26 protein-coding genes are annotated in these 26,596 nt (G+C 54.1%); 9 read left to right on the top strand and 17 right to left on the bottom strand.

Annotated features, from left to right (window positions below):
- Positions 1–37 precede the first annotated feature (37 nt).
- Entirely contained in the window at positions 38–1,384 is a 1,347-nt protein-coding gene (locus tag WCC56_RS13500) for an extracellular solute-binding protein (protein WP_424692867.1), read from the bottom strand.
- A 558-nt stretch (positions 1,385–1,942) separates the two neighbouring features.
- Between WCC56_RS13500 and WCC56_RS13505 the strand changes: the two genes are divergently transcribed.
- Positions 1,943–2,548, top strand: a complete 606-nt coding sequence (locus WCC56_RS13505; protein WP_424692868.1) for an N-acetyltransferase family protein — start codon at positions 1,943–1,945, stop codon at positions 2,546–2,548.
- Positions 2,549–2,555: 7 nt separating this feature from the next.
- Positions 2,556–3,647 (top strand): ABC transporter ATP-binding protein, encoded by a 1,092-nt coding sequence (locus WCC56_RS13510; RefSeq protein WP_424692869.1) that lies wholly within the window; start codon positions 2,556–2,558, stop codon positions 3,645–3,647.
- 42 nt (positions 3,648–3,689) lie between these two features.
- Here the strand turns inward: WCC56_RS13510 and WCC56_RS13515 are convergent, their stop codons facing one another.
- Positions 3,690–4,802, bottom strand: coding sequence for an ROK family protein (locus WCC56_RS13515; RefSeq protein WP_424692909.1), 1,113 nt, complete (start codon positions 4,800–4,802; stop codon positions 3,690–3,692).
- Positions 4,803–4,851: 49 nt separating this feature from the next.
- Positions 4,852–5,715: a BadF/BadG/BcrA/BcrD ATPase family protein gene (locus WCC56_RS13520; RefSeq protein WP_424692870.1), complete on the bottom strand. Its 864-nt coding sequence runs from the start codon at positions 5,713–5,715 to the stop codon at positions 4,852–4,854.
- Positions 5,716–6,022: 307 nt separating this feature from the next.
- Here WCC56_RS13520 and WCC56_RS13525 point away from each other — a divergent pair, with 307 nt between their 5' ends.
- Positions 6,023–7,171: a Gfo/Idh/MocA family protein gene (locus WCC56_RS13525; RefSeq protein ID WP_424692871.1), complete on the top strand. Its 1,149-nt coding sequence runs from the start codon at positions 6,023–6,025 to the stop codon at positions 7,169–7,171.
- A gap of 96 nt (positions 7,172–7,267) precedes the next feature.
- Here the strand turns inward: WCC56_RS13525 and WCC56_RS13530 are convergent, their stop codons facing one another.
- Positions 7,268–7,477, bottom strand: coding sequence for a hypothetical protein (locus WCC56_RS13530; protein WP_424692872.1), 210 nt, complete (start codon positions 7,475–7,477; stop codon positions 7,268–7,270).
- Between the two features lie 128 nt (positions 7,478–7,605).
- Here WCC56_RS13530 and WCC56_RS13535 point away from each other — a divergent pair, with 128 nt between their 5' ends.
- Positions 7,606–8,493, top strand: coding sequence for a dihydrodipicolinate synthase family protein (locus WCC56_RS13535; protein ID WP_424692873.1), 888 nt, complete (start codon positions 7,606–7,608; stop codon positions 8,491–8,493).
- A 77-nt stretch (positions 8,494–8,570) separates the two neighbouring features.
- Here WCC56_RS13535 and yjbE read toward each other — a convergent pair whose 3' ends face one another.
- Positions 8,571–8,819, bottom strand: a complete 249-nt coding sequence (yjbE, locus tag WCC56_RS13540) for an exopolysaccharide production protein YjbE (RefSeq protein ID WP_424692874.1) — start codon at positions 8,817–8,819, stop codon at positions 8,571–8,573.
- A 558-nt stretch (positions 8,820–9,377) separates the two neighbouring features.
- Here yjbE and WCC56_RS13545 point away from each other — a divergent pair.
- Positions 9,378–9,974: a class I SAM-dependent methyltransferase gene (locus WCC56_RS13545; protein ID WP_424692875.1), complete on the top strand. Its 597-nt coding sequence runs from the start codon at positions 9,378–9,380 to the stop codon at positions 9,972–9,974.
- 75 nt (positions 9,975–10,049) lie between these two features.
- A complete protein-coding gene (locus WCC56_RS13550) occupies positions 10,050–10,280 on the top strand; it encodes a hypothetical protein (RefSeq protein WP_424692876.1) in 231 nt (76 codons plus the stop codon).
- A 72-nt stretch (positions 10,281–10,352) separates the two neighbouring features.
- Here the strand turns inward: WCC56_RS13550 and WCC56_RS13555 are convergent, their stop codons facing one another.
- Both WCC56_RS13555 and WCC56_RS13560 read right to left on the bottom strand, forming a co-directional pair.
- Positions 10,353–11,333 carry an acyltransferase gene (locus WCC56_RS13555; protein WP_424692910.1) on the bottom strand — a complete coding sequence of 327 codons (981 nt, stop codon included), beginning with the start codon at positions 11,331–11,333 and terminating at the stop codon, positions 10,353–10,355.
- 157 nt (positions 11,334–11,490) lie between these two features.
- Complete coding sequence (locus WCC56_RS13560) at positions 11,491–11,727, bottom strand: hypothetical protein (protein ID WP_424692877.1); 237 nt, start codon at positions 11,725–11,727, stop codon at positions 11,491–11,493.
- Between the two features lie 447 nt (positions 11,728–12,174).
- Here WCC56_RS13560 and WCC56_RS13565 point away from each other — a divergent pair, with 447 nt between their 5' ends.
- The gene (locus tag WCC56_RS13565) at positions 12,175–12,369 is read left to right on the top strand and encodes a hypothetical protein (protein ID WP_424692878.1); all 195 of its coding nucleotides are present in this window, start codon (positions 12,175–12,177) and stop codon (positions 12,367–12,369) included.
- A 34-nt stretch (positions 12,370–12,403) separates the two neighbouring features.
- On the opposite strand, the gene WCC56_RS13570 is transcribed toward WCC56_RS13565, so the two are convergent.
- The 7 genes from WCC56_RS13570 to WCC56_RS13600 form a co-directional block, all read right to left on the bottom strand.
- Entirely contained in the window at positions 12,404–13,975 is a 1,572-nt protein-coding gene (locus WCC56_RS13570; RefSeq protein ID WP_424692879.1) for an ABC transporter substrate-binding protein, read from the bottom strand.
- A 149-nt stretch (positions 13,976–14,124) separates the two neighbouring features.
- Positions 14,125–14,790: an ABC transporter ATP-binding protein gene (locus WCC56_RS13575; protein WP_424692880.1), complete on the bottom strand. Its 666-nt coding sequence runs from the start codon at positions 14,788–14,790 to the stop codon at positions 14,125–14,127.
- Positions 14,783–15,631 (bottom strand): ABC transporter ATP-binding protein, encoded by an 849-nt coding sequence (locus WCC56_RS13580; RefSeq protein ID WP_424692881.1) that lies wholly within the window; start codon positions 15,629–15,631, stop codon positions 14,783–14,785. The genes WCC56_RS13575 and WCC56_RS13580 overlap by 8 nt, the downstream gene beginning before the upstream one ends.
- Entirely contained in the window at positions 15,621–16,481 is an 861-nt protein-coding gene (locus WCC56_RS13585) for an ABC transporter permease (RefSeq protein ID WP_424692882.1), read from the bottom strand. The genes WCC56_RS13580 and WCC56_RS13585 overlap by 11 nt, the downstream gene beginning before the upstream one ends.
- Positions 16,478–17,530, bottom strand: coding sequence for an ABC transporter permease (locus WCC56_RS13590; RefSeq protein WP_424692883.1), 1,053 nt, complete (start codon positions 17,528–17,530; stop codon positions 16,478–16,480). The genes WCC56_RS13585 and WCC56_RS13590 overlap by 4 nt, the downstream gene beginning before the upstream one ends.
- Complete coding sequence (locus tag WCC56_RS13595; RefSeq protein WP_424692884.1) at positions 17,530–19,098, bottom strand: ABC transporter substrate-binding protein; 1,569 nt, start codon at positions 19,096–19,098, stop codon at positions 17,530–17,532. The genes WCC56_RS13590 and WCC56_RS13595 overlap by 1 nt, the downstream gene beginning before the upstream one ends.
- A 128-nt stretch (positions 19,099–19,226) precedes the next feature.
- Complete coding sequence (locus tag WCC56_RS13600) at positions 19,227–19,883, bottom strand: lysostaphin resistance A-like protein (RefSeq protein ID WP_424692885.1); 657 nt, start codon at positions 19,881–19,883, stop codon at positions 19,227–19,229.
- A gap of 300 nt (positions 19,884–20,183) precedes the next feature.
- Here WCC56_RS13600 and WCC56_RS13605 point away from each other — a divergent pair, with 300 nt between their 5' ends.
- Together WCC56_RS13605 and WCC56_RS13610 are read left to right on the top strand one after the other, a co-directional pair.
- Complete coding sequence (locus tag WCC56_RS13605; RefSeq protein ID WP_424692886.1) at positions 20,184–22,703, top strand: bifunctional diguanylate cyclase/phosphodiesterase; 2,520 nt, start codon at positions 20,184–20,186, stop codon at positions 22,701–22,703.
- A gap of 296 nt (positions 22,704–22,999) precedes the next feature.
- A complete protein-coding gene (locus tag WCC56_RS13610) occupies positions 23,000–23,296 on the top strand; it encodes an I78 family peptidase inhibitor (protein WP_424692887.1) in 297 nt (98 codons plus the stop codon).
- 32 nt (positions 23,297–23,328) lie between these two features.
- On the opposite strand, the gene WCC56_RS13615 is transcribed toward WCC56_RS13610, so the two are convergent.
- Genes WCC56_RS13615 through WCC56_RS13625 form a run of 3 tightly spaced genes read right to left on the bottom strand, consistent with a single transcriptional unit; the run spans position 23,329 to position 26,589 of the window.
- On the bottom strand, positions 23,329–23,835 hold the full coding sequence (locus WCC56_RS13615) for a protein disulfide oxidoreductase (RefSeq protein ID WP_424692911.1): 507 nt from the start codon (positions 23,833–23,835) through the stop codon (positions 23,329–23,331).
- A 1-nt stretch (position 23,836) separates the two neighbouring features.
- The gene (locus WCC56_RS13620) at positions 23,837–24,562 is read right to left on the bottom strand and encodes a DsbA family protein (RefSeq protein WP_424692888.1); all 726 of its coding nucleotides are present in this window, start codon (positions 24,560–24,562) and stop codon (positions 23,837–23,839) included.
- Positions 24,559–26,589, bottom strand: a complete 2,031-nt coding sequence (locus WCC56_RS13625; RefSeq protein ID WP_424692889.1) for a protein-disulfide reductase DsbD family protein — start codon at positions 26,587–26,589, stop codon at positions 24,559–24,561. Before WCC56_RS13625 ends, WCC56_RS13620 begins: the two co-directional genes overlap by 4 nt.
- Positions 26,590–26,596 lie beyond the last annotated feature (7 nt).

The raw sequence follows: 26,596 nt of genomic DNA on the forward strand, positions 1-26,596 counted from the left end.
ATAACGGCCCGGCCTGACTGAGCACCGGGCAGAGAAGTTACTTTTTCAGGCTGGAGAGGTACTGCTGGTAGTTGCTGTCCAGTTTATCGGCCATCTGTTGCGGGGTAATTTTATCCGCCAGCAGCAACTGCACGTTTTCATTCAGCGCATTGCCCATGGTAGGCGTCGCCCAGTCCACGTAATGGCCCAGACCATCGTGTGAGTTAACCGTGGTCCAGACGTTATAGACATCGGCCAGCAGCGGATTGTCCGCCGGAAGTTTGGCGTCTTTATTGGCGCTGGCAGGCAGGAAACCGGCCTTCAGCCATTTTTCCGCCATCTTGTCTGAGACGATGTAATCAATATACTTTGCCGCCGCATCCTGTTGCTCTTTGGTTTTCGCCGTCAGGGTAATGGAGAACGGTAAATCGGTTCCTCCCACCATCAGCGGTTTGCTTACGCCTGCAAACTGCGGGAAGGCGGAGAAGTGAATATCTTTGTTATCTTTAAACTGCCCCATATACCAGGTGCCGCTGACAAAGAAGGCTGCCTGACCACTCTGGAACAGGGTTGCCGCATCGTCTTTACCAATCCCCTGGAAGCCTGGGAAAAAGTAGCCTTTCTTATTCCAGTCCTGCATCAGCGCGGCGGCTTTCTGCAGCTTCGCGTCTTTGAAGGTGCCGCCTACGTCATAAATCAGATCGTCCATCGCTTTACGATCGCTACTGCTGATTTGATCCTGCCACAGCGTGGTCAGCATCTGCTGTCCGGCAGCGCCGTCAAGAATGCCCAGCATCAGTGGCGCAGTGCCTTGTGCTTTCAGTTTGGCCATTGCGGCTTCGAACTCAGCCAGGGTTTTTGGCACGGCGATACCGGCCTTATCCAGTAACTGCTTGTTGTAATACAGCCCGACCATTTCACCGAGGCTGGCAACGCCATACAGAGCACCACTGCCGAACTGCTGGGTGTCAGACCAGCGGTTACGTTTCAGCATGGAGTCAGGGAAACGGGTGGTCCAGCCGTACTGCTTCGCATAGCCGTCCAGCGGGATCAGCAGCTTCTCTTTGACCAGCGCACCCATATCACCGCCGCCCTGGTTAACCTGAGCAACCTGCGGGCCGTCACCGGAATTCAGCGACAGCTTTAACGGGATGCGGGTGTCGTCAAAGGAGTGAACAGAGCGATCGATGCTGACGCCGGGATTCGCGGCGGTAAACTCTTTAATCGCTTCATCGATGGCCGAGGTCTGTGAGGGATAATTATAAATATCCCACTCGGCCAGGGCCGTTGCCGCCTGCGCCGGCAGGTTAAACAGTGCGGTAACTAAGCCCACCGCCACTAACGACAGCACCGGGCGGGCAGTAACAACGCGGGAAGAACGGGTAACCCTGGAAGCAGTGAACATGGATCTGTTTCTCCAACATCAAGAGAGCATCCTTTCATGATGACAACCGACTTTCCCGCTGGTTGCATGAGGGCGTTTTTTAGATGATGACCTGGCCTTAGTTCATACTTACTTTAATGATTAAATAAAGTCAAACATCCCCAGCTCCGCATTGCTGAAAGGTGATGCAGAGCAGAAAAACTGATTATTTTTCATTTTTCAGGGTGAAAAGCTGGATAACTCCCCTTTTACTGCTTAAACGCCGGGTTGTCTGGTCTGTTCAGGTGTTCTGTCTGGTGGCCTGTCTTGCAAGCTAATCCACTGAATGGTCATATGAAAATAGTATGTCGCTCTCCGTTATACCTCTAGAAAAAGGCAGGGTGACGGCAGAGTTGAGGGTTTTTCCCGCCAGATTGCCCTCTGCGGGCTCTCTTACGACAGACAAAACGTCAAGACTGTGATCGACTGCATAATCTGATCGATTAAACGGTGATGTCAGGTAATTATTTTTTCTTGAAAACAAAGTCGGCTTTATTTAAGTTGGTGATCTCTTCTTCACCGACCGTATGAGCGTGGACTATGACTTTGCTTGAAGGAAAGATCCGCCCGGCAACAGCCGATGATACCGACGCACTCTATGAGATCTGCCTGAAAACCGCTGATGCCGGGCAAGATGCCAGCGAGCTGTATGCCGATCCTCATTATCCGGGCACCCGCTTTGCTGTGCCCTATGCGCTGTTTTGCCCTGACTTTGCCTTCGTGCTGGAAACAGCAGGCAAGGTTATCGGCTACGTGGTTGCGACGCCGGATACCGTGGCCTTTGAGCAAAGGTTGCTGAAAGAGTGGTGGCCATTACAGGCTAAACGCTTTGCAGACCGTCAGCCGGTGAAACCGCTGGACAGTAAAATTCTGGATTCGGTGCGTCAGCCGGAAACCGCTTCTGAGGCGCTGACCACGCGCTACCCCGCGCATTTGCATATCAATATCTTGCCTGAAGGGCAGCGAGGCGGCTGGGGTAAGCGGCTGATCGAGCATGAGCTTGCGGCGCTGAAAGCCGCCGGAGTGAGCGGTGTCTATCTCGGTATCAGTCTGCAAAATGAACCGGTTGCTTATTTCTATCAGCAATTAGGGTTCCAGCCGCTGTTCCGCAGCAATGCTCTGTATATGGGCCAGGATCTGAACTGAGGACGCTATGGCTACTCTGCACTTAAAAAACGTCAAAAAGTCTTACGAGCACGTCAATGTGATCCACGGTATCGATCTGAAAATCGATAACGGCGAGTTTATCGTGTTCGTTGGCCCGTCTGGCTGCGGCAAGTCCACGCTGCTGCGTATGATCGCCGGGCTGGAGGAGATCAGCAGCGGGGAACTGTTTATTGATCAACAGGATATGACCCATCAGTCGGCTACTGAACGGGGCATTGCGATGGTCTTCCAGTCCTACGCGCTGTATCCCAATATGACGGTCAAAGGTAATCTGGCTTACCCGCTGGAAGTGGCGAAGCGCTCTAAGGCTGACATTGCCGAACAGATAGCGATTACGGCTGAAAAATTACACCTGACCGAGCTGTTGGATCGTCATCCACGGGCGCTCTCAGGCGGCCAGCGCCAGCGTGTTGCTATCGGAAGGGCGATCATTCGTCAGCCAAGAATATTCCTGTTCGATGAGCCGCTTTCCAACCTTGATGCCGAACTGCGGCTGCAGATGCGGATCGAAATTGCCAAACTGCATGAGTCGCTGGGCAACACCATGATTTATGTCACCCACGACCAGCTGGAGGCGATGACGCTGGCGGACCGCATTGTGGTGCTGCGGCAGGGGAAAATTGAACAGGTTGGCGCGCCATTAGATCTTTATCACGATCCGGACAACCTGTTTGTCGCGGGCTTTATTGGCTCACCTAAAATGAACTTCGTCAGTGCCAGAGTGCTGTCCGCTGCGGCTGGTAAGGTGCGTCTGGCGGTTCCTGAGCTGAAGCTGTCCTCTATCGAGCTGCCCGTAAGTGCCTCGCTGGCTGAAGGACAAAGAGTGACGCTGGGCATTCGCCCGGAGCATTTTGTCAGTGCAGAACAGGATAACCGCGACTGGTCATTCCCCGGCACGCTCTCGTTTGCTGAACGGCTTGGGCACACCAACTATCTCTATCTGGATATTGGTCGGGAGAGTTTGCTGGTGATTGAAGCGCGGAAAATGGAGGAGGTCGAACTGGGAGAAGAGGTTTTGCTGGCCCTTAATCCTCAGCATTGCATGCTGTTTGATGAGCAGGGGATGCGCATCCGATAGACTTTACCCCGGCGGCTGGTGTATTCACCCGCCGGGATAAGCTTACCCTTCTTCGTCTGCCTGAGCAGAGAGCACATCAATCAGCCGGTTAACGGTAAATCCTGCGGCACCTAACGCCCACATCCTGCTGGACTCCGTCAGAAATTGTAGCGGCGTTAACTGAGGAGTCAGCTTCAAACGGTACGCCTGAAAACTCTGGCTGATCTGATCGAGTAAAATGCGCGAGGCCATTTGCGGCTCCATCGCCAGATAGATCACGTCGGGATCGTAAGCAACCGCAAGGTTCGCCAGTGACAGGCCCAGATGCTGGCCGGCTGTTGCCAGCGTGCTCAGCGCCAGTGGCGAAGGGTGCTTATCCAGCGCCAGCAGGTTAGCCGGAACCTCTTCACCCGCTTGCTGCAGCGTTTTCAGAATGGCTTTAGAAGAGGCTTTCTCTTCCAGCGTGCATTTTGAGCCGTCGTTGAGCAGCGCATTGCCAATCTCACCAGCGGTGCCTGTGCGGCCACGGTAAAGAGCGCGATCCAGGATGATCCCGGCACCAATACCTTTGCCGTAGGTGGCGATAATTGCCGTCTGAGCGGCGCCAAGCTGACCAAATACCAGCGTAGCCAGCGCCAGGGCATTGGCGTCGTTCTCGATATAGACCGGAATGGCAAAGCGCTCTTCCAGCAGTGAGGCGATGGCGACATGCGTCCAGTCCAGCACCGTCGAGCGAATACAGTGTCCGCTTACCGGATCGACCAGACCAGCCAGCGCCAGGCCAATAGCCGCAACGCGCTTATCCTCAACGGTTTTCAGGAACTTTGCCAGCGCATCACTGAGCTGCTTGGGTGTCAGTTCGCCTGAGGGCATCTGCTGCTCGCCAATCAGGTTACCGGTCAGATCGGTCAGGACAATCAGGTTACGCTCAGCATTGAGCTGGATACCCACCACGGTCGCATAATCAGGATTAAGGCCCAGCAGCGTTTTAGGCCTGCCCATGGAGACACGGCGCAGCCCTTTTTCAATGATGATCCCCCGGCTTAACAGACGGTTTGCCGCCTGTGACACGGTAGACATACTGAGCCCGCTGCGGACTTTCAGATCGGACTGGCTGATCGGGGAGTTCTCAACAATCAGCCGTAAAATGCGTGAGGTAACGTTCGGTGCGATCATAAAAGGTGGCGGTCTCATAGGTAAAGTGGCCTGGCAGCGGTGGCAAAACTCAGCAGAGACTGGCCAGAAGCAGGGCGCCTGAAAGGGCATCTTGCTGAGCGGGCACAATTTTAGTGCGCGTCTCCTCTGCCAGCCAGGGAAGCAAAGGGGCTGCCATTCCGCCCATTAGCGCCAAGGAACCGTGGCTGGCTCGCGCCAGGGCATCCAGCAATTCGGTAACCTCTGCCGCCGTTTCGGTAATCAGCTTAGCGGCCAGGCTATCGCCCTGTTGCGACGCGTCGAAAACCCAGGGAGAGAAATGGCCCCAATCGCCTGGCGTGGCCTGACGCGTCCAGCTGAGCAGCGCATCCGGCGAGTGTGAAAAGTGGCGCATAATCGCTTCAGTCAGCGGGGTTGCAGCAATAATGCCGTCGTGGGCCTGTAACGATTTTCGCAACGCTCGCTGGCCAAGCAGTGCGCCAGAGCCCTGGTCGGCAAGGGAAAATCCCCAGCCCCCCACACGATGAAAACGCGTGCCATCCCAGGCTGCTCCCTGACTGCCGGTACCGGCAATCAGCACTGCGCCAGCTTTGCCCTGATGGGCACCCGCGCAGGCGATATCGACATCGGAGAATAAGGAGAGGCGGGCAAAATCGGACGGCTGTTGCTGAAGTCGCTGGCCAACAGAAGGCACGTTCGCGCCTGCCAGTCCCCATACCGCGTGCGTCTTGCTGCGTGCCGATACAGGCAGATTGGCTGCAAAAAAAGTGCGATCAATCAGTGTGTTGACTCTGTCGATCGCACCAGAGAAATCAGAATAGACGTTGGCCGCTCCCCCGGTGCATTCCGCCAGGATCCTGCCTTCAGGCGTCGTGAGTCGGGTCCGGCAATGCGTGCCGCCGCCATCTACTCCGATCAAAAATTCTGATTGCATGATCCTCCCGTGACCGGCGTTGACCCACATAGTGGCGAAAAACTCCTGGCTATTTTGCTCGAAACGATAAAATAAAAAAACTTAAATCGCAATAACAAATAAATATGGATGACTTTAATTGTATTTAAATGATTAAAATCATGTTGTTATGAATTTTTATCGTTTTTGACAGTGCTTTCATTGTTGACATTAGTTTTTCTGTCGTACTAAGTTGGTGTCCAACAATTGCGCGATCTCCGGTGCTTCTGACTCAACTGGCATCAGGGACTCTTTTCTTTTTCCGTGACCAAGATGGGCAGGGGTCAATATGAAAGTAGCGATCATCGGACTGGGCTTTCGGCTTTCCAACGTAGTGAATGAGTTCAATAAAGCCGACCCGGATTTCAGTATTGTCGGCTACGTCGATCCGGCTCCGGCTGGCATACCGAATCTGCAGACGTTTGGCATTCCCGCAGGCAAAGCGTTCGCCACGCTCGATGAGATGCTGGCTGAAGGCGGGTTTGATTTGCTGATGGTCGGCTCACCAAACTATCTGCACCTTGAGCATATAGAGGCCGGGCTGAAAGCTGGAAAGCGGGTCTTCACTGAAAAACCGGTGGTGATCAACGAAGCTCAAACCATGGCGCTGGCTAAACTGGTCAGTGAGTATGGTCAGGAAAATATTCTGGTTGGGTTGGTGCTGCGCTATTCGCCTCTTTACCATGACTTGTTACAGGCTAAGGCGGAAAACCGGCTGGGCGAAATCACCTCCATTGAAGCCACCGAGCATATCAAGCCCTGGCACGGCGCCTTCTTTATGCGTGACTGGCGTCGTTATGAGCGCTATGCCGGGCCCTATATTCTGGAAAAATGCTGCCACGATATCGATCTCTATCAGGGATTATTGGGGGAAAGACCGGTGCGCGTTGCCAGCTTTGGTGGCCGTAAATCTTTCACGCCTGAACATGCTCCGCAGGGGGCGATTACCTCAGATTCAGAGCTGTATCACAGTAAGCCAAGCGGCTGGTCGAGTACCGATGCGGTATTTGAAAGCGATGCGGACATTGTTGATTATCAGACGGCGATTGTGGAATACGCTGGCGGAGCCACCCTGGCTTTTCACGCCAACCTCAATGTGCCGGATGAGTTCCGCCGTTTCTGCGTGATGGGGACGGACGGGATGGCTGAAGGCGACTTCGTCCGTAATTACTTCCGGGTGCATGACGCGCGGACTGGCGACAAAACGGTTTCAACCACCTACGAAGGCAACGCTTACGATGGTCATTACGGCGCGGATGCGTTGATGGCGGCGGAGATTGTGAAGCACATCAAGACGGGCTCGCTGCTGAAAGTGTCGGTGATTGATGCGCTGGAGGCAGGTCTGACAGCGATTAAAATCGATGAGGCGCGTAAATCGCGGACAGTGATTGATCTGACGGATAGCTGGAACACTTTTGATGCCAATTTAGGCCGTTAAACTCTTCTCTTTCAACTCTGTCAGCCTGGCATTTCCCCCGCAGGCTGGCCTTCTACTGGCAAGCTGACTGCTAACTTGACCGCCAAAACCCGACGGTCATTTTTCTCCGTTGACGCTGGTGACCGTCGTTCCTTCATTGCGGTGTACCTCCCCACAAAGTAAAACGGCGTCTGGCCTGCGTTGATGAATGCGGCCTGCCATTTGTTCACAGGCAACCTGAGTAGGGAAAATGTGCTCAGAGACTGGCAGCGCATCACAGGCATCATGACCACAGGCGCTGACGAGTAAAACGAAGCCAATTAACATAGCTCACTCCTTTGATGAATCAGACCCAGCTATCAGTATAGTCCAGCAGCGAGACGGCGGTGGTTTCGCCCCGTGCGGCGAGGTGATATAAAAATGAACCATGCGTAATCCTTTCAGGAGATGTTCAGATGCAATTCGTAGGCCTTTCTGCATTCCCGATTACCCCCGCCAGTGAACAGGGTGTGGTAGATGTTGTTGCGCTGGAGAAACTTCTGCTGCGGTTGAAGCAGGCTAAAGTGAATTCAGTTGGGCTTCTTGGCAGCACCGGGCTTTATGCTTTTCTGAGCCGGGAAGAGAAGCGCAGGGCGATTGAAGCCGCTGTTGACTGCCTGAAAGGTGAAATCCCGATTATGGTCAGCGCTGGAGCGCTTCGTACTGACGAGGCTATTTTACTGGCACAGGATGCAGAAGAGGCCGGTGCTGGGGGAATTCTGTTGGCCCCGGTTTCCTATACGCCGCTGACGGAAGAGGAAGTGTTCCAGCACTATGCTGCCGTTGCGCAGAGCACTTCGCTGCCTGTTTGCATCTACAACAATCCGGGCACGACGCACTTCACCTTCACTTCCACACTGCTGGCGCGTCTTGCCACGCTGCCAACGGTGAAGGCGCTGAAACAGCCGTCATCGGATCAGACCGATCGGGATTATGTTACCTACCTTCGTAGCCGCTTCGCGGACGATTTTGCGGTTGGCTTCAGCGTCGACTGGCATGCACCAGAGGCTTTATACGCCGGGGGAGACGTTTGGTTCAGCGTGTTAGGCGGCTTGCTGCCAAATCACGCTATGGCCCTTACTCAGGCGGCTCTGCAGAGAGACAGCGAACGGATGAACCAGCTTAACGCTGAACTTCAGCCCATGTGGACGCTGTTTAAAACGCTGAGCAGCCTGCGCGTGATGTATTGCGCGGCGGACATTCTGGGGATCTGCCAGCCGGCATTACCGCGTCCATTATTACCTCTGCGGGCTGAAGACAGTAAAAAGGTCGAAATGGTGCTGCGGGATTTACTTCCGGATTAGCCAAAAATAAGGCCTTTCCATCAGGAAAGGCCTCTGCAATCAGCTTCGCTTCTGCCGAAAGTCCTTCGGCGGCGGGGTTAATGTGCCATGGTGCCGGTTGTGGTGGTGGTAGTGCCAGTATTGGAGCCATCACCGCCGCCGCCGCCCATAGTGGCCAGCGCAACACCCAGCAGTGCGGCTACGGCACCTACGCCAACAGCATTTGAGTTACCATCGGACATCGCAGTAGCTTCACTTCCTGCGGCTGCTCCTGGAGTCGGTGCTGCATAGACGCTGGCACTGGCAGCCAGGGTCAAAATCAGAGCAAACGTCGTTATTTTTTTCATTTTTTTCAGTCCTCAGGAAGGGATAACCAGACAACGCTGAGAGCATAATTTTAAAGTTCAGGGTTGAACAGTGGCCGCCAGAAGGGAGATTATTGATATTCTGATTAGGGTGTTACATAAATAGAGCCAGTAATTTGCAGAGCATGAGAGATACATTAGTTTTTCTGTATCGGCGGGGAGGGTTGTCAATATTGAGGTGGATTGGTTTAAAAGCAGATTATCCTTAAGCTGACATGGAATAACGCTTACTGACAGCGTTGTTGCTACTGGTCATAAATATGATCCAGCCTGAGCTTTATTTTTGGCAGCGTTTTAAGAATAAATACCGGGCTCATTTTCTTTGTTTTTTTCGTTTTTACTTCCTAAGGCAAATTTTTTGCGGCAGGAATAGAGTATGAGGTGATATTGTCATCTGTTGCCAAATATAAATGAAAGCGTTAAAAATCGGCGGTATTTATGCGATTAATCCTGGTTTACAGCTCGGGCGTAAAGGTTTTAAGAAATTGTTAAGTCTCTTGTGGCCTACTGGGAGGAACCATTTTTGCCAGGGGCTCAACTATGCTGTTATCTGCGTTTTCCTATATCAAAGATAAAACCGGTTATTTACAGGAATTCATCTCCGATCCGCGGAAAACGGGCACTATCGCTCCCTCCTCTCTGTCTCTGTGCAAAACCATGTCGGATGCTGTCGACTGGAACCAGTGTCAGCGTATTGCTGAGCTGGGAGCCGGTGATGGCGTGCTGACTCGCCATCTTTTAACGCGGATGCGGCCAGATGCCGAGCTGCTGGCCTTCGAAACCAACAGCCGTTTTCATCCCAAGTTGGCCACCCTTGATGACCCTCGTCTCCAGGTCACCGGCGCTTCAGCAGAGACCCTGAACGGCGAATACGACGCTATTTTCTCTGGTTTGCCTCTGTTGTCGCTTCCGAAAGACGTCCGCCACGGCATTCTTGAGCGTGCAGCCTCACTGCTTAGCCCGCAGGGCGTCTTTGTGCAGTTCCAGTACACCTCGCTTTCTGAACCTTTGCTTTCCGAATATTTTGCCTGGAACCGTAGCCGCGTCCTGTGCAATTTGCCGCCAGCATGGGTTTATCGCTGCCATTCTCTGGATAATTTACCTCAGCAGAATCGCGGAGTTAGCACACTTTTGTGAAGAGTATATGACTTAGAGATGGCAATCTCCGCACTGTCTGCCAGGCTTATTATTTACCCACAACAGGAGGATAGAATGAGTATTGAAAGTGACCTGCCCACCTCAAGTGACGAAGAAGTCTGCACTATCATTGGCAAAGCAGTGGTTGACCTGAGTATTACCGGGCAACCTGTCAATAAGGCTACGCTGGCTCTTAAGCTGTTGGCGATGGCAGATCAGGATGGCGATGAAGAACGCATTTTACTGTACTGGATTGCCCGGAAGGCGATCAATCAGCCACACAGGTTTGCTGCTGCAGCCTACTGATCTCATGTGGCATCCCGGCTTAGGGTCGGAAAAACGGCCGCTCTGCACTCAAAGCGGCCGTTTTTATGGCTATCAGGTAATGCGGCGAACGAAGGGGATCAGCCTTAGCACCCAGACAAGCGCGGCAGAAATCACAAAGCAGGCTATCGCGGCCAGCGGTAGGGTCAGGATAGAGTAGTAGCTTGAGTAATTAAGATTCAGCATGTCCAGCAGCACTTCCAGCACCATGGCATGGACAAAGAAGATGCCTAAGCTCAGCTGCGAAAGGGTTCGTATCACCGAGATAGCCGCTTTGTTGAAGCGCAGTGGCGCATTCAGCAGCATAAAGAAAAAGGCCAGCGAAACCACGACCATAGTCGGTGCAGAGTAGAACAGGAAAATCTGATTCGGTTTAAAGGTACTGATTGACAGCGAGTAAGTCATTACGGCAGTCATTACCACTGACACAATAAAGATGATCGAAGCAATGGTGATTTTAGGATTTATTTTGAAGCGCCGGACCACGCCGCCGATAATATAAAATCCTGACAGATAAACCACCATATCAATATTACTGAGCGTTGGCAGAGGTCGACCTTCCAGCAGGTTGGCCTTCATGTTATCAAACAGCACATAGACCGAGGCCAGCACAAACCAGATGGCCAGCGTGTAGTTAACGCGTTGCTGGCTGCCATAGGTAATAAAGGTGTTCAGCAGCGGCGTCAGGAGATACAACAGGATCATGGTGTAGATAAACCACATATGTGGCCAAGCCGGGGTACTCAGAAGCTCGAGCAGGCTAACCGGTGAGTCGTTCATTCTGACCTGCTGGCCGTAGATAATATAAATAACAGACCAGGCAATTAGCGGGATCACTAAATCGAGCACGCGGGTTTTCAGCGTACTCAGCAGGGATTCATTTTTGTTAAGGGAGACATAACCCGCGACCAGCAATAACAAAGGAAAAGCAATACGTCCCAGCGCTTCATACATCACTGAGACAGACCAGGCTATATGGAAAGTGCTAAAAGGAATAGCCGCTGTGTGCAATAAAATAACCAAAAACGTTGCCACAAGTGTGAGCAGCTTTATATTAATTGTTTTCAATGCCTGATTCCTTGTCAAAAAGCGCAATCTGCCGGAACGATACAGACTGTCGCCATCTGCCTAAAGGTATCATATTTCCCCGTTGCCGATGTATCTTCCGTTAAGAAAAAGGCCAGGAGTTTCTTCAGGTAGGGCTGTGTGTTGACTCAACCGTCAGCGTGGCTGGACAGAGCTGCTGGGGTTGCACAAGGCGAAACTCGGCTTTGCCCTGATGGATGTACATGCAGGCCCGACCGGCGTCACCGCCATCCTGTTCCTGAGAGAGGGTCAGTACCACCTGCTCGGCAGGGGCGAAAGATGACCACAAGAGGAGCATGGTCAGCGTTCCCGCGAGGGAAATGACATTGTTTATTCTGTTCATATCAGACTGCCAGAAAAGTGGGAAGAAGGTTACGATCTGGCACCCTTAGCAAAAGGGTGTCAGAGACCACGACCCTCGCATCAGTGCCTGTCCGACTGCAAGCGTCGGCATGCAATATCGGACGAAGCCTGGGGGTAAACCAGCAGAGTTTTCTTATTTTACCTGGTCTTTATTCCGCTACTGTGATCTGGCAGGTGGAAATGCTTTCGTCTGAAGCTTATTGAGTAAAAAGAGATTTTTTTGGACGATTCTCTGACTCTGGTGTATTTCAGATCCATTTCTTTTATCAAATTTTTCTCAGCTCAGGAAATTTGGCTTACGGGGGGAATCGGCAGAAAGGCAGAGGGAAAGGGTGGGGGAATTTAGTGGGAAAAAATTCACCCGGCGGCGTGAAAGTTGTTAAAATTACGCTTTCGTCCTTTTTATGGAAGCCAAATGGAAGCCAAGATGACAACTGAAATCGCCCATCCCGCCAGTAGCCCAAAGCAGGCCGCCCTACAACTGGTTATTGAACTGGTTCGCGCCGGTAAACTGAGCCCTATGCAGGGTGATGCTACCAATATGATCTCTCTTTACGAGCAGTTTAAAGACCACTTTGAGGCGGATAAGCAGAAGCACTCTTCGGATTCTGCTCTCTCCTGAGCATAAGAAGGCGGCCTGAGGCCGCCCTTCAACACTATTTGCTGACCTGATCGTAATACAGCATGCTGCTGCCAATTCCCTGTTTCGCTCCGGTGATATTACTGCGCAGCCCGACCAATTTCTGCCCCTGTAGCGTCACAACGTAAGGCGAGTTTTGCTGAACTTCAGTCTGCAACTGCTGATAAAGCGCGTTACGTTTCTTCACATCGCTCTCTGCTGCGGCCGCTTTCGTTTCTGCACTCAACTTTGGAATGTCCCAACCCACTCGCCATGCCAGCGTTTTCGGCCCGCCGGGCACGTTATAGGCAAAGGTACTGGCATTAGTGTTCGGGTCTACGTAATCAGCCCCCCAATAAATAAAGATCGACTGGAAGTTTCTGCTGCGCATCTTCGCCCAAAGCTCTGCCTCAGCCACCGGTTTAATGGCTATCTGAATATCCGCTTTGGCGAAGCTAGCCTGAAGCGCCTGTGCCACATCTGTATAAGGCGGCTGATTAACAATGGTCAGCGAGAAATGCGTCCCGGGCTTAATTCCGCCTTTTTGCAGGATCTCTTTGGCTTTTGCGATATCTAATTTGAAGGGCTGGTTGTCGAGCGCACCGTCAAATCCCTGCGGTAAAAAGGCCTGATGAACCTGATACTGTCCTTTAAGTAGCTGTTGCGAAAGACTCTGATAATCCACTAACCAGCGCGCCGCTTGCCACAATGCAGGATTACCTAAAGCAGGCTGTTCTTTATCCTGAGTGTTAAAACCCAGGTAATAAATCAGGCTTGAGGGGAAACTGGCCACTCGAACTGAAGAGACTTTTTTCAGAGCATCAAACTGATCGGCTCCCAGCTCATAGGCCACATCGGCATCACCTTGTTGCAACAGCAGCCGACGAGAACCGGGATCCGAAACCCCTTTCAGGATCACCCGCTTCAATTTTGGCGGTGAGGCCGCATTCGGGTTTTGTTCCAGCACCAGTGCCTGCTGCGGCACATAATTTTTGATGACATAAGCTGCGCTTCCCGCTGAGTGGGTTTTCAGCCAGCTGTTGCCAAAATCATGATTGACGGCATGTTGCTCCGCCAGTTTGCTGTCCACGACAGAGGCAACCGGTGCGCTCAACAGGCGCAAGGCCAAATCACGGCCGATGGCAGAGGTCCAGCGGATCTCCAGCTGGTTTGTCCCCTGGGGCGTGAACTGCCCATCGATATTGTCAGCCGTCCAGCCAAATTCATTGAGGATAAAAGCCGGTGTTTTATTGAGCTTAACGCCGCGAGTCAGCGAGTAGATCACATCTTCAACCGTGAGCGGATTGCCGCTGGCAAACTTTGCCCCGGATTTCAGCGTGAACAGCAGACTGTGCTCGCTGCTGCCTGGCTGCCAGCTTGCCAGCTGTGGCACCAGTTTGCGCGGATCATCCCGATCGGAATCAACCAATTTCTGATAGACATTCAGCAGACTGCTGGTACTGACGGTTTCAAAGCTTTCCGCCGGATCAAAGCTGATGATGCCATCCAAAGGGAGAGCAACAATCAGCGTATCGGCAGGGGTGGCGGCCTGTACAGGCGCAGTAAGGCCTAACGCACAGGCAAAGGCAACGGGCAGTAATTTAGGCATCAGCAAGTCCTGTAAAATGAATAATATCAGGACTATAGAGTGGAAGGCTGAGCGGGGGAAATACCCATTCCGGCAAGCGTAAGCTGATTTACAGATTAGCCGGATTGGCGCATCGGGGCCGACCCGTAAAGGCCAGCCCCTGGAAGAGATCAGTTGACGATATAACCGCGATCCATGTGCACTGCGCGGTCGCACATATGATCAATGACATCGGGATCGTGACTGACCAGCACCATCGTCAGATTGTCCTGACGCTTAAGACTGTTCAACAGATTGAGGATCTCAGCCTGTACCGACATATCCAGCGCCGAGGTAGGTTCATCCAGCAACAAGATTTTCGGCTCAAGCAGTAGGGCTCGCACAATCGCCACGCGTTGGCGTTGCCCACCGGAAAGCTGGTGAGGATAACGATCGGCTAAGGCCGGATCCAGGCCAACGTGACGAAAGCCCTGATCGATACGATCGTTGATGTCGCTCTTCTTCAGTAACGTCAAAGGTTCCGCCAGCGTGCGGCGCAGACGATGCCGGGGATGCAGCGAAGCGTAAGGATCCTGGAAGACCATCTGCACATCCTGACGCAGTTGACCGGTGAACGCTTTACCGGGGTTAACCTGGTGCTCTGCCAGTGACATCTCGCCCTGCCAGTTCGGATTCAGTCCCGCCATCACCCACAGCAGCGACGATTTCCCGCAGCCGGAAGGGCCAACCAGACCGAAACATTCACCGGCCTTCACCTGCAAGGTGACATCATGCACCACGGTACGCTGCTCATAACCCTGGCGGTGGGAAACGCTCAATTTCGTCAGTTCAATCATGTTCACGCCAGGCCTCCAGTGCAGCACGATCCAGTACCGGTAATGCCTGTCCCTGAGTGGCTTTGCTCGGCCGACAGGACCATAAGGTGCTGGTATAAGGATGGGTCGCGTGGGGCAGTTCAGCGGCTGGCAGCGTATCGAGGATCTCGCCCTGATACATCACCATCACCCGATCGCAATGCTCGGACACTTGCTGTAAGTCATGGCTGATCAGCAACAGGCCCATATTGCGCTCTTCCACCAGACGACGGATTAACGCCAGCACCTGATCGCGCATCGCATGATCCAGTGCGGAAGTCGGCTCATCAGCAATCAGGCAGTGCGGATCGGCAATCAGCGCCATTGCCAGCATCACTCGCTGGCCCATACCGCCGGAAAGCTGATGCGGATAGCGCTGCATCAACTGCTTCGGATCGGGCAAACCTACCGCATCCAGCATTTCACACACTTTCTCTTTAATTTCCGCCCGGCCGAGTTTGCTGTGCAACTTCAGAGGCTCCGCAACCTGCCAGCCAATGGTGCGCATCGGGTTTAAGGCGTATTTCGGGTCCTGCATCACCATTGCCAGCTGGCTGCCACGGAGTTGGCTCCAGCGGCGCTCGGTCAGCGTCAGGGCATTCTCTCCGGCGACAGTCAGCGTTTTAGCCTGAAGCTGCAAACCTGGTGCGAGCAGGCCCATCAGGCTGCGGGCGGTAAGTGACTTACCGGATCCTGATTCGCCTACCAGAGCCAAACGTTCACGTCCCAGCGTGAAGCCGATCTCTTTAACCAGCGGCGTGCCGTCCGCACTGGTTATTTTCAGCCTGTCGGCGACGATTAAAGCAGAAGAATCAATTGCCATTTCGGGTATCCAGTCGGTCACGCAGGCCATCACCTGTCAGATTAAACGCAAGGCTGGCAAACAAAATGGCCCCGCCAGGCGCGGCGGCAACCCACCACTGATCGAAAATCACTTTACTGCCTTCCGCTACCATCGAACCCCATTCAGCGGTAGGCGGCTGTACGCCCATCCCCAGGAATCCCAGGCCAGCAGCAGAAAGAATGATGCCTCCCAGACTTAACGCTGCGCGGACGACAGCACTTGGCATACACAACGGAAGAATATGACCAAACATCAGCCGCAGTCCGTTAATGCCCTGCATCCGCGCCGCCGCCAGATAATCACTGCGGCGGAGTGCCAGGGTTTCAGCACGTGCCTGTCGAGCGAAAGGCGGCCAGCTGGTCAGCGCCAGTGCCAGCGCGCCGTTCATCAGGCCCGGGCCGAGCATGGCGACCAGCGCCAGCGCAATCACCAGATTCGGCAGGGAGAGGAAAATATCGGTAATGCGCATCAGCACGCGTTCTGTCCAGCCACCGAGGTAGCCCGCACAGATGCCAATCAGCATGCCGACCGGAATGGTCAGCACCAAAATCAGTGACACCAGCAGCAAAGTAGGGCGCGAGCCATAAATTACCCGGGAAAGCAGGTCACGGCCAAATCCATCGGTGCCCAGCCAGTGCAGGGACGAAGGGGGGAGCAAGCGGGCGGACATCACCTGGGCATTGGGATCGAAAGGGGCCAGTAGCGGAGCAAACAGCGCCGCCAGCAGCAGGATCACCACCAGTGAGCCACCAATGGCCAGTGAAGTCACGCGCGGACGGCGACGGCGTGAAGGTGCCACGTTGTCGAGGTCGGTAAGATTTTGCGTCATCGGGTTCTCGGGTCGGTTAGCCAGGTTAACGCATCTGCCAGCGCATTCAGAATAATAAAGCAGCTGCCGATCAGCAGTGTCGATCCCAGAATAGCCGGGGTATCGGAGGCGAACAGAGCGGTGGTCATATAGCGCCCCACGCCGGGCCAGGCGAAGACGGTTTCCGTAAGAACCGAACCTTCAAGCAGCGTGGCGTAGGACAGTGCCAGCACGGTAATCAACGTGCCACGCACGTTAGGGAAAACGTGCAGCAGTAAAATTCGCCCACGACTGGCCCCTTTTGCCCGTGCCAGCGTAACGTACTCTTTACTGCTCTCTTCCAGCAGCGCCGCGCGGAGCAAGCGGGTAATCCCGGCCATCGCGAGCAGCCCCAACACCACCACCGGCAACCACAGATGCGCGAGGGCATTGCTGAACATCTCAGGATCGCCAGAAAGCCAGCTATCAACCAGCACCAGGCCGGTTTTCGGCTCCAGCGTGTAGATCCAGATATCATCCAGCCGCCCAGGACCGGCGGACCAGTGCAACACCGCGTAAAACAGCAGCAGACCTAACAATCCAAGCCAGAATACCGGCACAGAATAGCCGAGCAGGGAGATCAGACGGGCGAGATTATCCATCACGCTACCGGGCTTCCACGCGGCGACCAGCGCCAGCAGAATGCCAAAGAACGCGCCAAAGATCATCGCACAGGTCGCCAGTTCAATAGTGGCTGGGAAGGTGCGCAGCAGATCGCTGGAGACGGACTGATTGGTCAGGCTGGAAATCCCCAAATCGCCGTGGGCGAGATGCGTCAGATAGTGCCAGAACTGCACGGGCAGCGGCTTATCCAGCCCTAAATCGTGGCGAACCTGGGCGTAAGTGGATTCACTGGCATGATCCCCGGCGATCTGCAAAGCAGGATCGACCGGCGACAGATGAGAGAGCATAAAAGTGAAGGCCAGCAGGCCAAGCAGCGTCACCAGCAGTGAGGCAAGCCCGGTCAGCAGACGTCCACTCTTTAACCAGAAAAGCCGGGCGGACCCGGCTGGTGCAGCAATAACTGTCATTACTTAGTGACCTGGCTGTAGTAAACCATGTCCGGGTTGATTCCCTGGACGTAGCCTTTCAGGTTGTCGCGCAGGGCGATCAGATTACGGGCCTGCAGACCAACAACATAGGGGGAGTTCTTCTGGATTTCCCGCTGCATGTTCTGATAAAGCTCCACACGCTTGGCTTTATCGCTTTCGGCAGTTGCGGCCAGCGTTTGCTTGTTCAATTCCGGGATATGCCAGTTTGATCGCCACGCCAGCGTTTTGCTGCCATCTTCCGGGTTATAAGCGAAGGCTGCTGCGTTGGTATTCGGGTCAAAGTAATCTGCGCCCCAGGCATTCAGGGTCGCTTCATACTTGTGAGCCTTGACCGAGGTAGCAATCTCACTGCTCAGACCAGGGATCAGCTCTACCTTAATGCCCCCTTTGGCAAAGCTGGCCTGCAACGCCTGAGCAATATCCAGATACGGCGGCTGATTGCTGACGCTCAACTTAAAGCTGACGTTGCTCAGACCGGCTTTCTTCAGGATGGCTTTCGCCTTTTCCGGATCGTAGCTGAAAGGGTTGTCGTTCAGCGCGCCCAGGAAACCTTCCGGCAGGAACGACTGATGCACCTGGAACTGACCTTTCAATAAATCGTCAGCAATGCCCTTGTAGTCAAACAAATAGCGAGAGGCTTCCCATAACGCCGGGTTTTTTAGCGCGGGGTTCGCATCGATATTGAACTGCATGTAATACAGAGAAGCCATCGGGATAGCCATTGGCTTAACGCCCGGTTTACCCTTCAGGCCAGCCATCTGATCGGCCCCCAGATTACGGGCAATATCCACATCGCCCTGCTCAAGCAGCAAGCGGCGGGTAGCCGGTTCAGGCACGTTTTTGATCAGCACGTTTTTCAGCTTAGGCGCGCCACCAGGCGAAGTGGGATTCGCTGAAAGCAGCACCACTTCATGCGGGATGTATTTGCGGATCTGGAACGGGCCGCTGCCAGCAGAATGCACCGCCAGCCATTTGTTGCCGAAATCGTTATTTTTGGCATTCGCCATCGCGGTTTTTTCATCAACGATGGAAGAAACCGGTGCGGCCAGCAGGCTCAGCACGTAGGTTGGGCTGACGTCAGCTGTCCAGCTGATCTGCACATGTGTCGCATCCACTTTCTTCAGCTGCGCATCCACATTGTCTTTGGTCCACCCCAACTGGGTCAGGATAAACGAAGGATCGAGGTTCAGCTTCACCACACGGCTCAGTGAGAAGATCACATCTTCCGGGCGGACAGGATTGCCAGAGGCAAATTTCGCCCCGTCACGCAAAGCAAACGTCAGGCTGCGGTTGTCGCTGCCTGGCTGCCAGGAGGTTGCCAGCGTGGGCTGCAGATCGGTAGGATTCTGCGGGTCGGATTGCACCAGGCGCTGATACAGGTTGGTAAACGCCTGCACGGAAGTGAGCTCAAATCCTTCTGCCGGATCAAAGCTACTGGCATCATCAATAGACTGTGCAATCACCAGCGTATCCGGTGGCGTCGCGGCATGTGCCGCCAGTGAAGCGGTCAGTGCAAGGGCAATAATTGACGGAACTAGCGTTTTCATGACGTTTCCTTACCTGTGAGTTGCTGGCGAGTGTAAGGTACCAGCCGGTAAGACAAATAGTAGATTATCGGCTATCGATAGATGAAATTGTTATATCTGACGGAAAACGGTTATAAACCGTAGGGACATTAGCCGTTCACGGCCAGCCACAGCCAGGGCGACACGCCAATCAGGTTGTTAAGCATATGCAGGGCAATCGGCAGTTTCAAACCACCAGAGATCAATCGCGCATAACAGAGTAACAGCGAGAGGGCGATCAGGGCGATCAGCGTCTGAGGATGGGTGTATTGCGTGTGCATGGCGGCAAAACCGATCGAAGTCAGCAGGGCACAAGCCAGCCGTTGTCTCGGCGCCCAGAGCAGTAACCCTTGCAGTACAAATCCCCGAAACAGAATCTCTTCAAAGACCGGTGCCAGCAAAACGACCGCCAGCGAGAACAGCAAAATTTTGCTCTTCCCCTCACCAAACTGCCCGCCAGTCCAACTTTCCTGCTGCAGGTAGAAAGACTGGGAAAGGATCAGGCACAGCAGCAGCCCGCTAAAAATCAGCAGCTGGCGGAGGGTGATCTTGCCAAGGGGGATATTGTTGTAGTGCTTTGCGTACCAGCGATAAAGCGGCACCAGCACGCAGAATTCCAGCGCACAGAGCACCGGCATCAGCAGGCCATTTTCCAGCAAAGCCGGGTAGCCAGGCAGCGCGCGGAGCATCACGGTTAACGAATACCAGACCAGGCACATGCCCATGCACAGCAGCGTACAGGTCACTCTGTCGGCATGATTGTTCATTGTCTGGTCTCTCTGGCTGGGGTGGGCGGATGGTAGCAAGCGCAACGGAAGCTGTCGAGACACCCGCAGTTGTGGAAAAACCCGCTAAACAGTTTGCCCGCCAGGCCGATAGTGCATTGATGATCGCGTCTGGAGGACGAGAGGACCAGCGATTCCCAACACGCCATGCAGGCAATAAACGACAGGCGAAGTGAGTCAGCCTGCTTGAAAAGGTCCGAGTACATGAGATTTCTACCGACCCTGCCCCCGCACTATGCTGCCGAGGGTCATAAAACGACATTTTTCACCCGGCGATTACTGATGTCGCTAACATTATTGCTGAGCAGCGTGATGCTGCTGGCGATGCTGTTGGTGGTAGGGATTGCCTGGCGACAGAATACCGAAGCGGTGAAGCAAGAGACTTTCCTGCTGCACAATACCTGGAAAGCAACCCGGCAGAATCTTCTGACCGACATCCGCGATTATGCCTTCTGGGGCGAAGCCTGGAACCACCTGCATGTGACCGTTGATCCTGTCTGGGCTTATGATCAGCAGAACTTTGGTCCCGGCCTGTTCAGTGAGTATCACTATGAAGGTGTCTTTGTGGTGGATGGCATGGGGCGGACGCGTTATGCGGTCATTAACGGCAAGCAATCAGACCTGAAGCTGGAGAGCTGGCTGGGTATCCATGCAGCGCCGTTAATCAGAAGCGCCCGTGCACTAGCCGCTGACGAGAATGCGCTGACGCTAAACGCGATGATTGGTTCTACGCCAGCGATAATCGCCGCCGCACCCATCACCACCGGCAAAGTTCCTGGCTTGCAATCCATTCCGGGCCCGCCTTCCGTGATGGTGTTTGTGAACCGTTTCACACCTGAAAAACTGAAAGCCTTTGGCGAAAGTATTGGGGTGATCAACGCCAGAGTCCCCAACGGCGTGCAGGACAGCTTCATTCCACCGCTGCTTAATGAAGACGTTGCTGACGAACCCCCGATTGTGATCCGCTGGGACTCGTTAGCGCCCGGCGGTAATTTGCTGTTCATGCTGTTACCTATGCTGCTACTGACCGCCTTTATCCTCGCGCTGGTGGCACGCAGGGTCATTAATCATGCTATGCACAACGCCGCGCTGTCCGACGACAGATATACGCAACTGGTGCACAGCCAGCGTGAACTGGCCGCCAGCGAATCCCGTTTCCGCGATGTGGCAGAAACGGCCTCAGACTGGATTTGGGAAACCAACGCGCAGGGGGAACTGACGTACCTGTCTAAACGTTTTGCTGCCGTAACGCACTTTGATGTTGATAAGCTCCTTGGGCGCTCGTTGGATGAGGTGCTGAAGCATGATGATCACCTTATCTCTGAGTGGATTTTCCAGCAGCGCGCTGATGGTCTGCGCCATGCGCTGCGTTGTTACTGCGTCACTGCGCTGGGAGCAAAGCGCATCTGTAGCCTGATCGCCAATCCTGTTGAGGTGAATGGGCAGATTGCCGGGCATCGCGGCACGGTTTCTGATATCACCCACGAGGTTGAGGCTCAGGCGAAGATCCACTATTTATCGCAACACGATGCGCTGACAGGTCTGCCAAACCGGGTTTATATGAGCGAGTTTCTGCTGGCGCGCTTGCAGGCTCAACCAACGATTGAGCGGCCTCTGGTACTGATCAGTCTGGATCTCGATAACTTCAAACCGATCAATGATACCTGGGGACATGCGGCCGGGGATTGTGTGCTGAATGAGGTCTCTCACCGGCTTCGTAGCGTATTAAAAGCCGGGGATCTGGTTTCCCGGCAGGGGGGCGATGAATTTATCCTGATCGTTTCCGATCTGACGACTGAAGAGGCTATCTCTGCCTGCTGTAAAATGTTGCTAAACGAGCTTCGCAGGCCTTTCCTGCTCGGTCAGCATGACGTTTTCCTTGGGGCCAGCCTGGGCATTGCGCTGGCACCAAGGGACGCGATGCAGGCCGAAGAACTTCTGCGCCTGGCGGACATTGCTTTGTATAGATCGAAGCAGGAAGGGCGCAACCGCTGGACCTGGTACACGCCTGAAATGGCTGAACTGCTGGTTCAGCGCCGGGAGATGGAACATAACTTACGCCAGGCTATCGTCGGGGATGAGCTGCAGTTATTCTATCAGCCACGTTATGACCTGAAAAAAGGGCGGCTGGAAGGGGCTGAAGCGCTCATCCGCTGGCAGCATCCGTCCTCCGGGATGATCATGCCGGACAGCTTTATTCCGCTGGCAGAAGAGACCGGTTTAATCATTGATATCAGTAGCTGGGTATTACATCGGGCCTGCACGGATGCGATGAGCTGGCCGTCACCGATGTATGTTTCAGTGAATATCTCTCCAGTTGAGTTCCGCAGTGGTCATCTGGCGAAGAGAGTCGCCACTGCGCTACAAAACAGTGGGCTGCCGCCGGATCGTCTTGAACTGGAAATTACCGAAAATATTACGCTGGAGAATCCGCAAAGTGCGCTGGAAGTGATGCAGTCGCTGAAGAACCTGGGTGTCAGATTGACGGTGGACGATTTCGGCGCAGGTTACGCCTCACTCGGGTATTTGAAAACCTTCCCGTTCGACGGCATGAAGATGGATCGATCCTATATGAATGACTTCCCGAACTCGCCGCAGGCACTGTCGATAGTGGAAGGGATCATTGGCCTGGGCAGAGCGTTTTCCCTGACGGTAACCGCAGAAGGGATTGAAACCCGCGAACAGCTGCAGGAGCTGCAATCTATTGCCTGTCAGGAAGGGCAGGGTTATTACCTTGGCAGGCCGATGCCAATAGATCGTTTCAGTCTGCTGCTGGATACGCCGTTAACGCCGGTTTCCTGACCGGTTTTCAGGCACAAAAAAGCCCGCGCAAACGGGCTTTTTAGCTAGCGGACACGAACCGCTACCAGCGTCATGATGACGGCGAACAGCACAAAGACGCCCAGTTCCATAAGAACCTCCAACCTAAGAAAACTCTTAAATTATAGCGCTGGGTGCGAGGCATAGCGCAGGCAGTTTGTGCCGTTTTGTCTAAGATCACAGAAATAAACGGCTTTACCAAATGCGATTATCATCACGGCTTCGGGTCTGGTAGGCTGCCAGTGGATTGCCGAAGATAAATGCACAGGAGAGAAGTTATGACGTTTTATGGAAAAATTGCCGTGATTGCCGCGCTGGTGGCGTTATCAGGATGCCAGACCGGGGCAAAGAAAGGGGACACGTCCGCTGCGGTCGATCCAGAGATGGATCGTTGCGGCGCTTCTGAGTATCAGCAGTATGTTGGCAAACCGTTGTCAGCCATTGATGGACTGCGTTTTGAACATGCTGTTCGCGCTATACCATTCAATTCTGCGGTGACAATGGACTTCAACCTCAACCGCCTGAACTTTATGGGCGATATGAAAGGCAACATCAGCCGGGTGTATTGCGGCTAAGAAAAAGGGCCGAATTTTCGGCCCCTCAGGTTTTAATGCCTTTTCTGCGCCCACCAGAGGCGCAATTTCATTCCCCAGTAGCTGGTCCATCCGGTAGTGCTCTGTACCACTTTACCGTTCGACACGATCAACAAGGTAGGCGTTACGCTGACATCCCAGCTGGCTGCCATCGTGCCTTGAGGATCGTTCACGACTGGCAGCGTCAGATGTTTGCCATTCAGGTAGCGTACCACGCGACCATCATCACCCGAACGTAAGGCCACGGTCAGCACGTTGGCACCGTTATCGCGCAGCTTCATCACGTCTGGCGTGGTGTAGCGGCAGATACCGCACCAGCTCGCCCAGAAGTAAACCAGCAGCGGTTTTTTCGTGCTCAGCTCAGCCAGCGTAACGTCCTTGCCATCAATGGTATGAAGCGGCGCTTCCGCAAATCCTGATGGCGCCTGGGGCGCACGGAAAAAATCAATCACGGTAAACATCACCACCAGCATGATGGCCAGCAGCAGCACATCGCGGACAATGCGTCGGCCATTACCCATGTTACCCATGGTTAACCAGCTCAAGCTGGGCTTTAACCAGGGCTTCCAGCTGGTCGTAAGGGATCGCGCCGGAGATCATCTGCTCACCAATCAGCGTGGCAGGCGTGCCGGAGACGCCAAGATGTTGAGCCAACTGCAGGTTGCTGTTGATGGTTTCTGTACTGCGCTGGTCGGGTTCGACGAAGCTCAACCCCACTTTTTTCTCAGCAGCTTTGATGCTGGCCTCATCGTGATAGCCTTTTTTAGCCATCAGCCGCTGATGCAGTGCCCAGAACCGATCCGGCTTTTCACGCCAGAACATCAGCGCCTGACGCGCTGCGGTCAGAGAGGTTTCAGAACGGTAAGGCAACGGCTTGATCACCACGGCAACCTCCGGGTAATTTTTCACTAATTTCTCCAGTGCAGGATCGAACTGCTTACAGTAAACACAGTTGTAATCGGTAAAATTAACCAGTGTCACTTTGGCCTCTTTCGCGCCTAACCTTGGGCTGCTCTCGTCCAGGAATAACGCCACTTTATTTTGTTCAATCACCTGGCGAAGAACAGCGCCTTGCTCTTTTTGCGCCTGCTTGTCATAAGCCTGTGCGGCTTCTGCCAGAATTTTAGGGTTCTCTACCAGCGTTTCACGGATCAATTCCTTGATGCGGACTTCCTGCTCTGGGGTGAACGGTGGGGCAGCCAGCACCGGTGAACTGGCCAGAAGCAGGGTAATCAGTAACTTTTTCATTTCGCCTTTCCTTTTGCGTGAGATAACGCGGTTAATAATTGTTGACGATCAAGCAGTGGAGACAGCACCGTTCCCTGCCGGTCGCCTGGTCCATAAACCTGATTGAAGGGGACTGCAACGCTGCCGCGACGCTTTAAAAATGTGTTGATGGCTGCTGAGGGACGACTCCAGTCTCCGCGCAGCGCAACAACATCTTCAGCCTGCAAAGCCTGCTGCACGTCGGGACGCATCAGCACGTTGAATTTGTTCGCTTTGCAGGTAATGCACCAGTCGGCAGTGACATCAATAAACACCCGCTTATTGCTGGCGAGGGCATCGGTAATGGCTTGCTCACTGAGCGGCTGCCAGGCGATTTGGTCATGAAGCGGACTGCGCCATAAAGAGGAGGTCAGTGAAGCGGTTAACAGCACGCCGCCTGCCACAAGCAAAGCCGCAACGGCACTGACAGCCGCCACTTTATTACCAAAGCGGCGCCAGACTGCGATACAGAGCAGCAACAGTAGACTGCCAGCCAGCATCAGGGTGAGGCTGCCCCCAAGATGGCCGACCAGCAGACTTACCAGCCACAGGCAGGAAGTCAGCATCAGCAGGCCCATCGCGATACGCACGCCATTCATCCAGCGACCTGCTTTAGGCAGTTTGAGTGCCAGGGCAGGGAACAGGGCAATAAGCAGCCACGGCAGGCTCATGCCCACACCCAACGCGATGAAAATTCCCCACAACATCGGCAGGGGAGCCCCCAGCGCAAAGGCTACGGCCGTACCCAAAAACGGGGCGGAGCAGGGCGTGGCCAGTAAGGTGGCAAATGCACCCTGCCAGAAGTGCCCGGCAATGCCTTCACCGTTGTGCGTCGCCAGCCGGGTTGAGAAAGAAGAGGGCAATCGGAAGTAGAACAGACCCAACAGGTTGGCGCTGAACAGCAACGTGATCAGTACCATAAAGCCGATAAACCATGGATTCTGGAACTGAATTCCCCAGCCCAGCGCATGGTTGCTCAGCCGCAGCACGGTCATCAACAGCGCCAGGGCCATAAATGAAGCGATAATCCCGGCGCTGGAAGCAACAAATTGCAGCCTTATCGAGCGTTTATCCCGTTGTTCAACTTGCAGAATGGAGCTCAACTTCATGCCAAGCACCGGCAGCACACAGGGCATCAGGTTGAGGATAAACCCCCCTGCCAACGCCATTAATACCGCCTGCCAAAGTGCAATGCCGCCGCCGATGGAAGCCACCGGTCGACCAATTATGAGCTCGCTTTGTTGCGCCAGTCCGCGATCGGCAAGCACTAAAGAGAGCGTTTCGCCTTGCAACTCTGGCGCGCTTTCACCCCATTGATCGCTGACCGGCACCGTGGCTTGCAGCTGGTCACCTTTGAGGGTCAGAACGGGTTTGCCAAAACTGGCCTCGTTACCCTCGTCAATGAACAGCTCGGGCTGGCTCCAACCGCCAGCACGTGAAGCGGTAATTTGCAGCTTGCCAGACTGATAGCCAGCCTGCAGCTGGTCAGTCAGCACGTTGGCAACAGGAACTTGCCCCATCGCCTGAGCAAAATCATGGGCAAAGAGTTTGTCGGCTGGCCGCTGCAGATCCAGGCTGAACGGGTAATCCGTCAGAATACAGACGTTGCTACAGGTCGAGAGCGTCAGTGTGCCGCTAAGGCGCCGGACTTTGCCCGCCAGCTCAATCGGCAGCGCAACCTGATGGTGGTAACCCTGAGTCGTCAGGCCCGCTACGTCAAAGCGTTGCGGGGTTGGCCAGAACCATTGGGCTTTGGGGGGCGAGTCATTCCAGCGGATTTCTGGCGCAATTCCGCCTTCACCTGGCGAGCGCCAGTAAGTCTTCCAGCCGTCCTGCAGCTTGATATCCAGCAACACGCGAGTTGACTCGCCTGCGGGATTTTCTGCGCGGATCCGTATCTGTGCATGATTGTTTTGTGGGTTGGTTAGCCAGCCGCTGTCTGCTGCCTGCAACGCAGGCAGCCAAAGGCTAAGCAGGACAACCAACAACGTCCTGATAAGTGTTTGCATTGTTTCT

Source organism: Erwinia sp., from assembly GCF_049696395.1.
Taxonomy (GTDB): domain Bacteria; phylum Pseudomonadota; class Gammaproteobacteria; order Enterobacterales; family Enterobacteriaceae; genus Erwinia.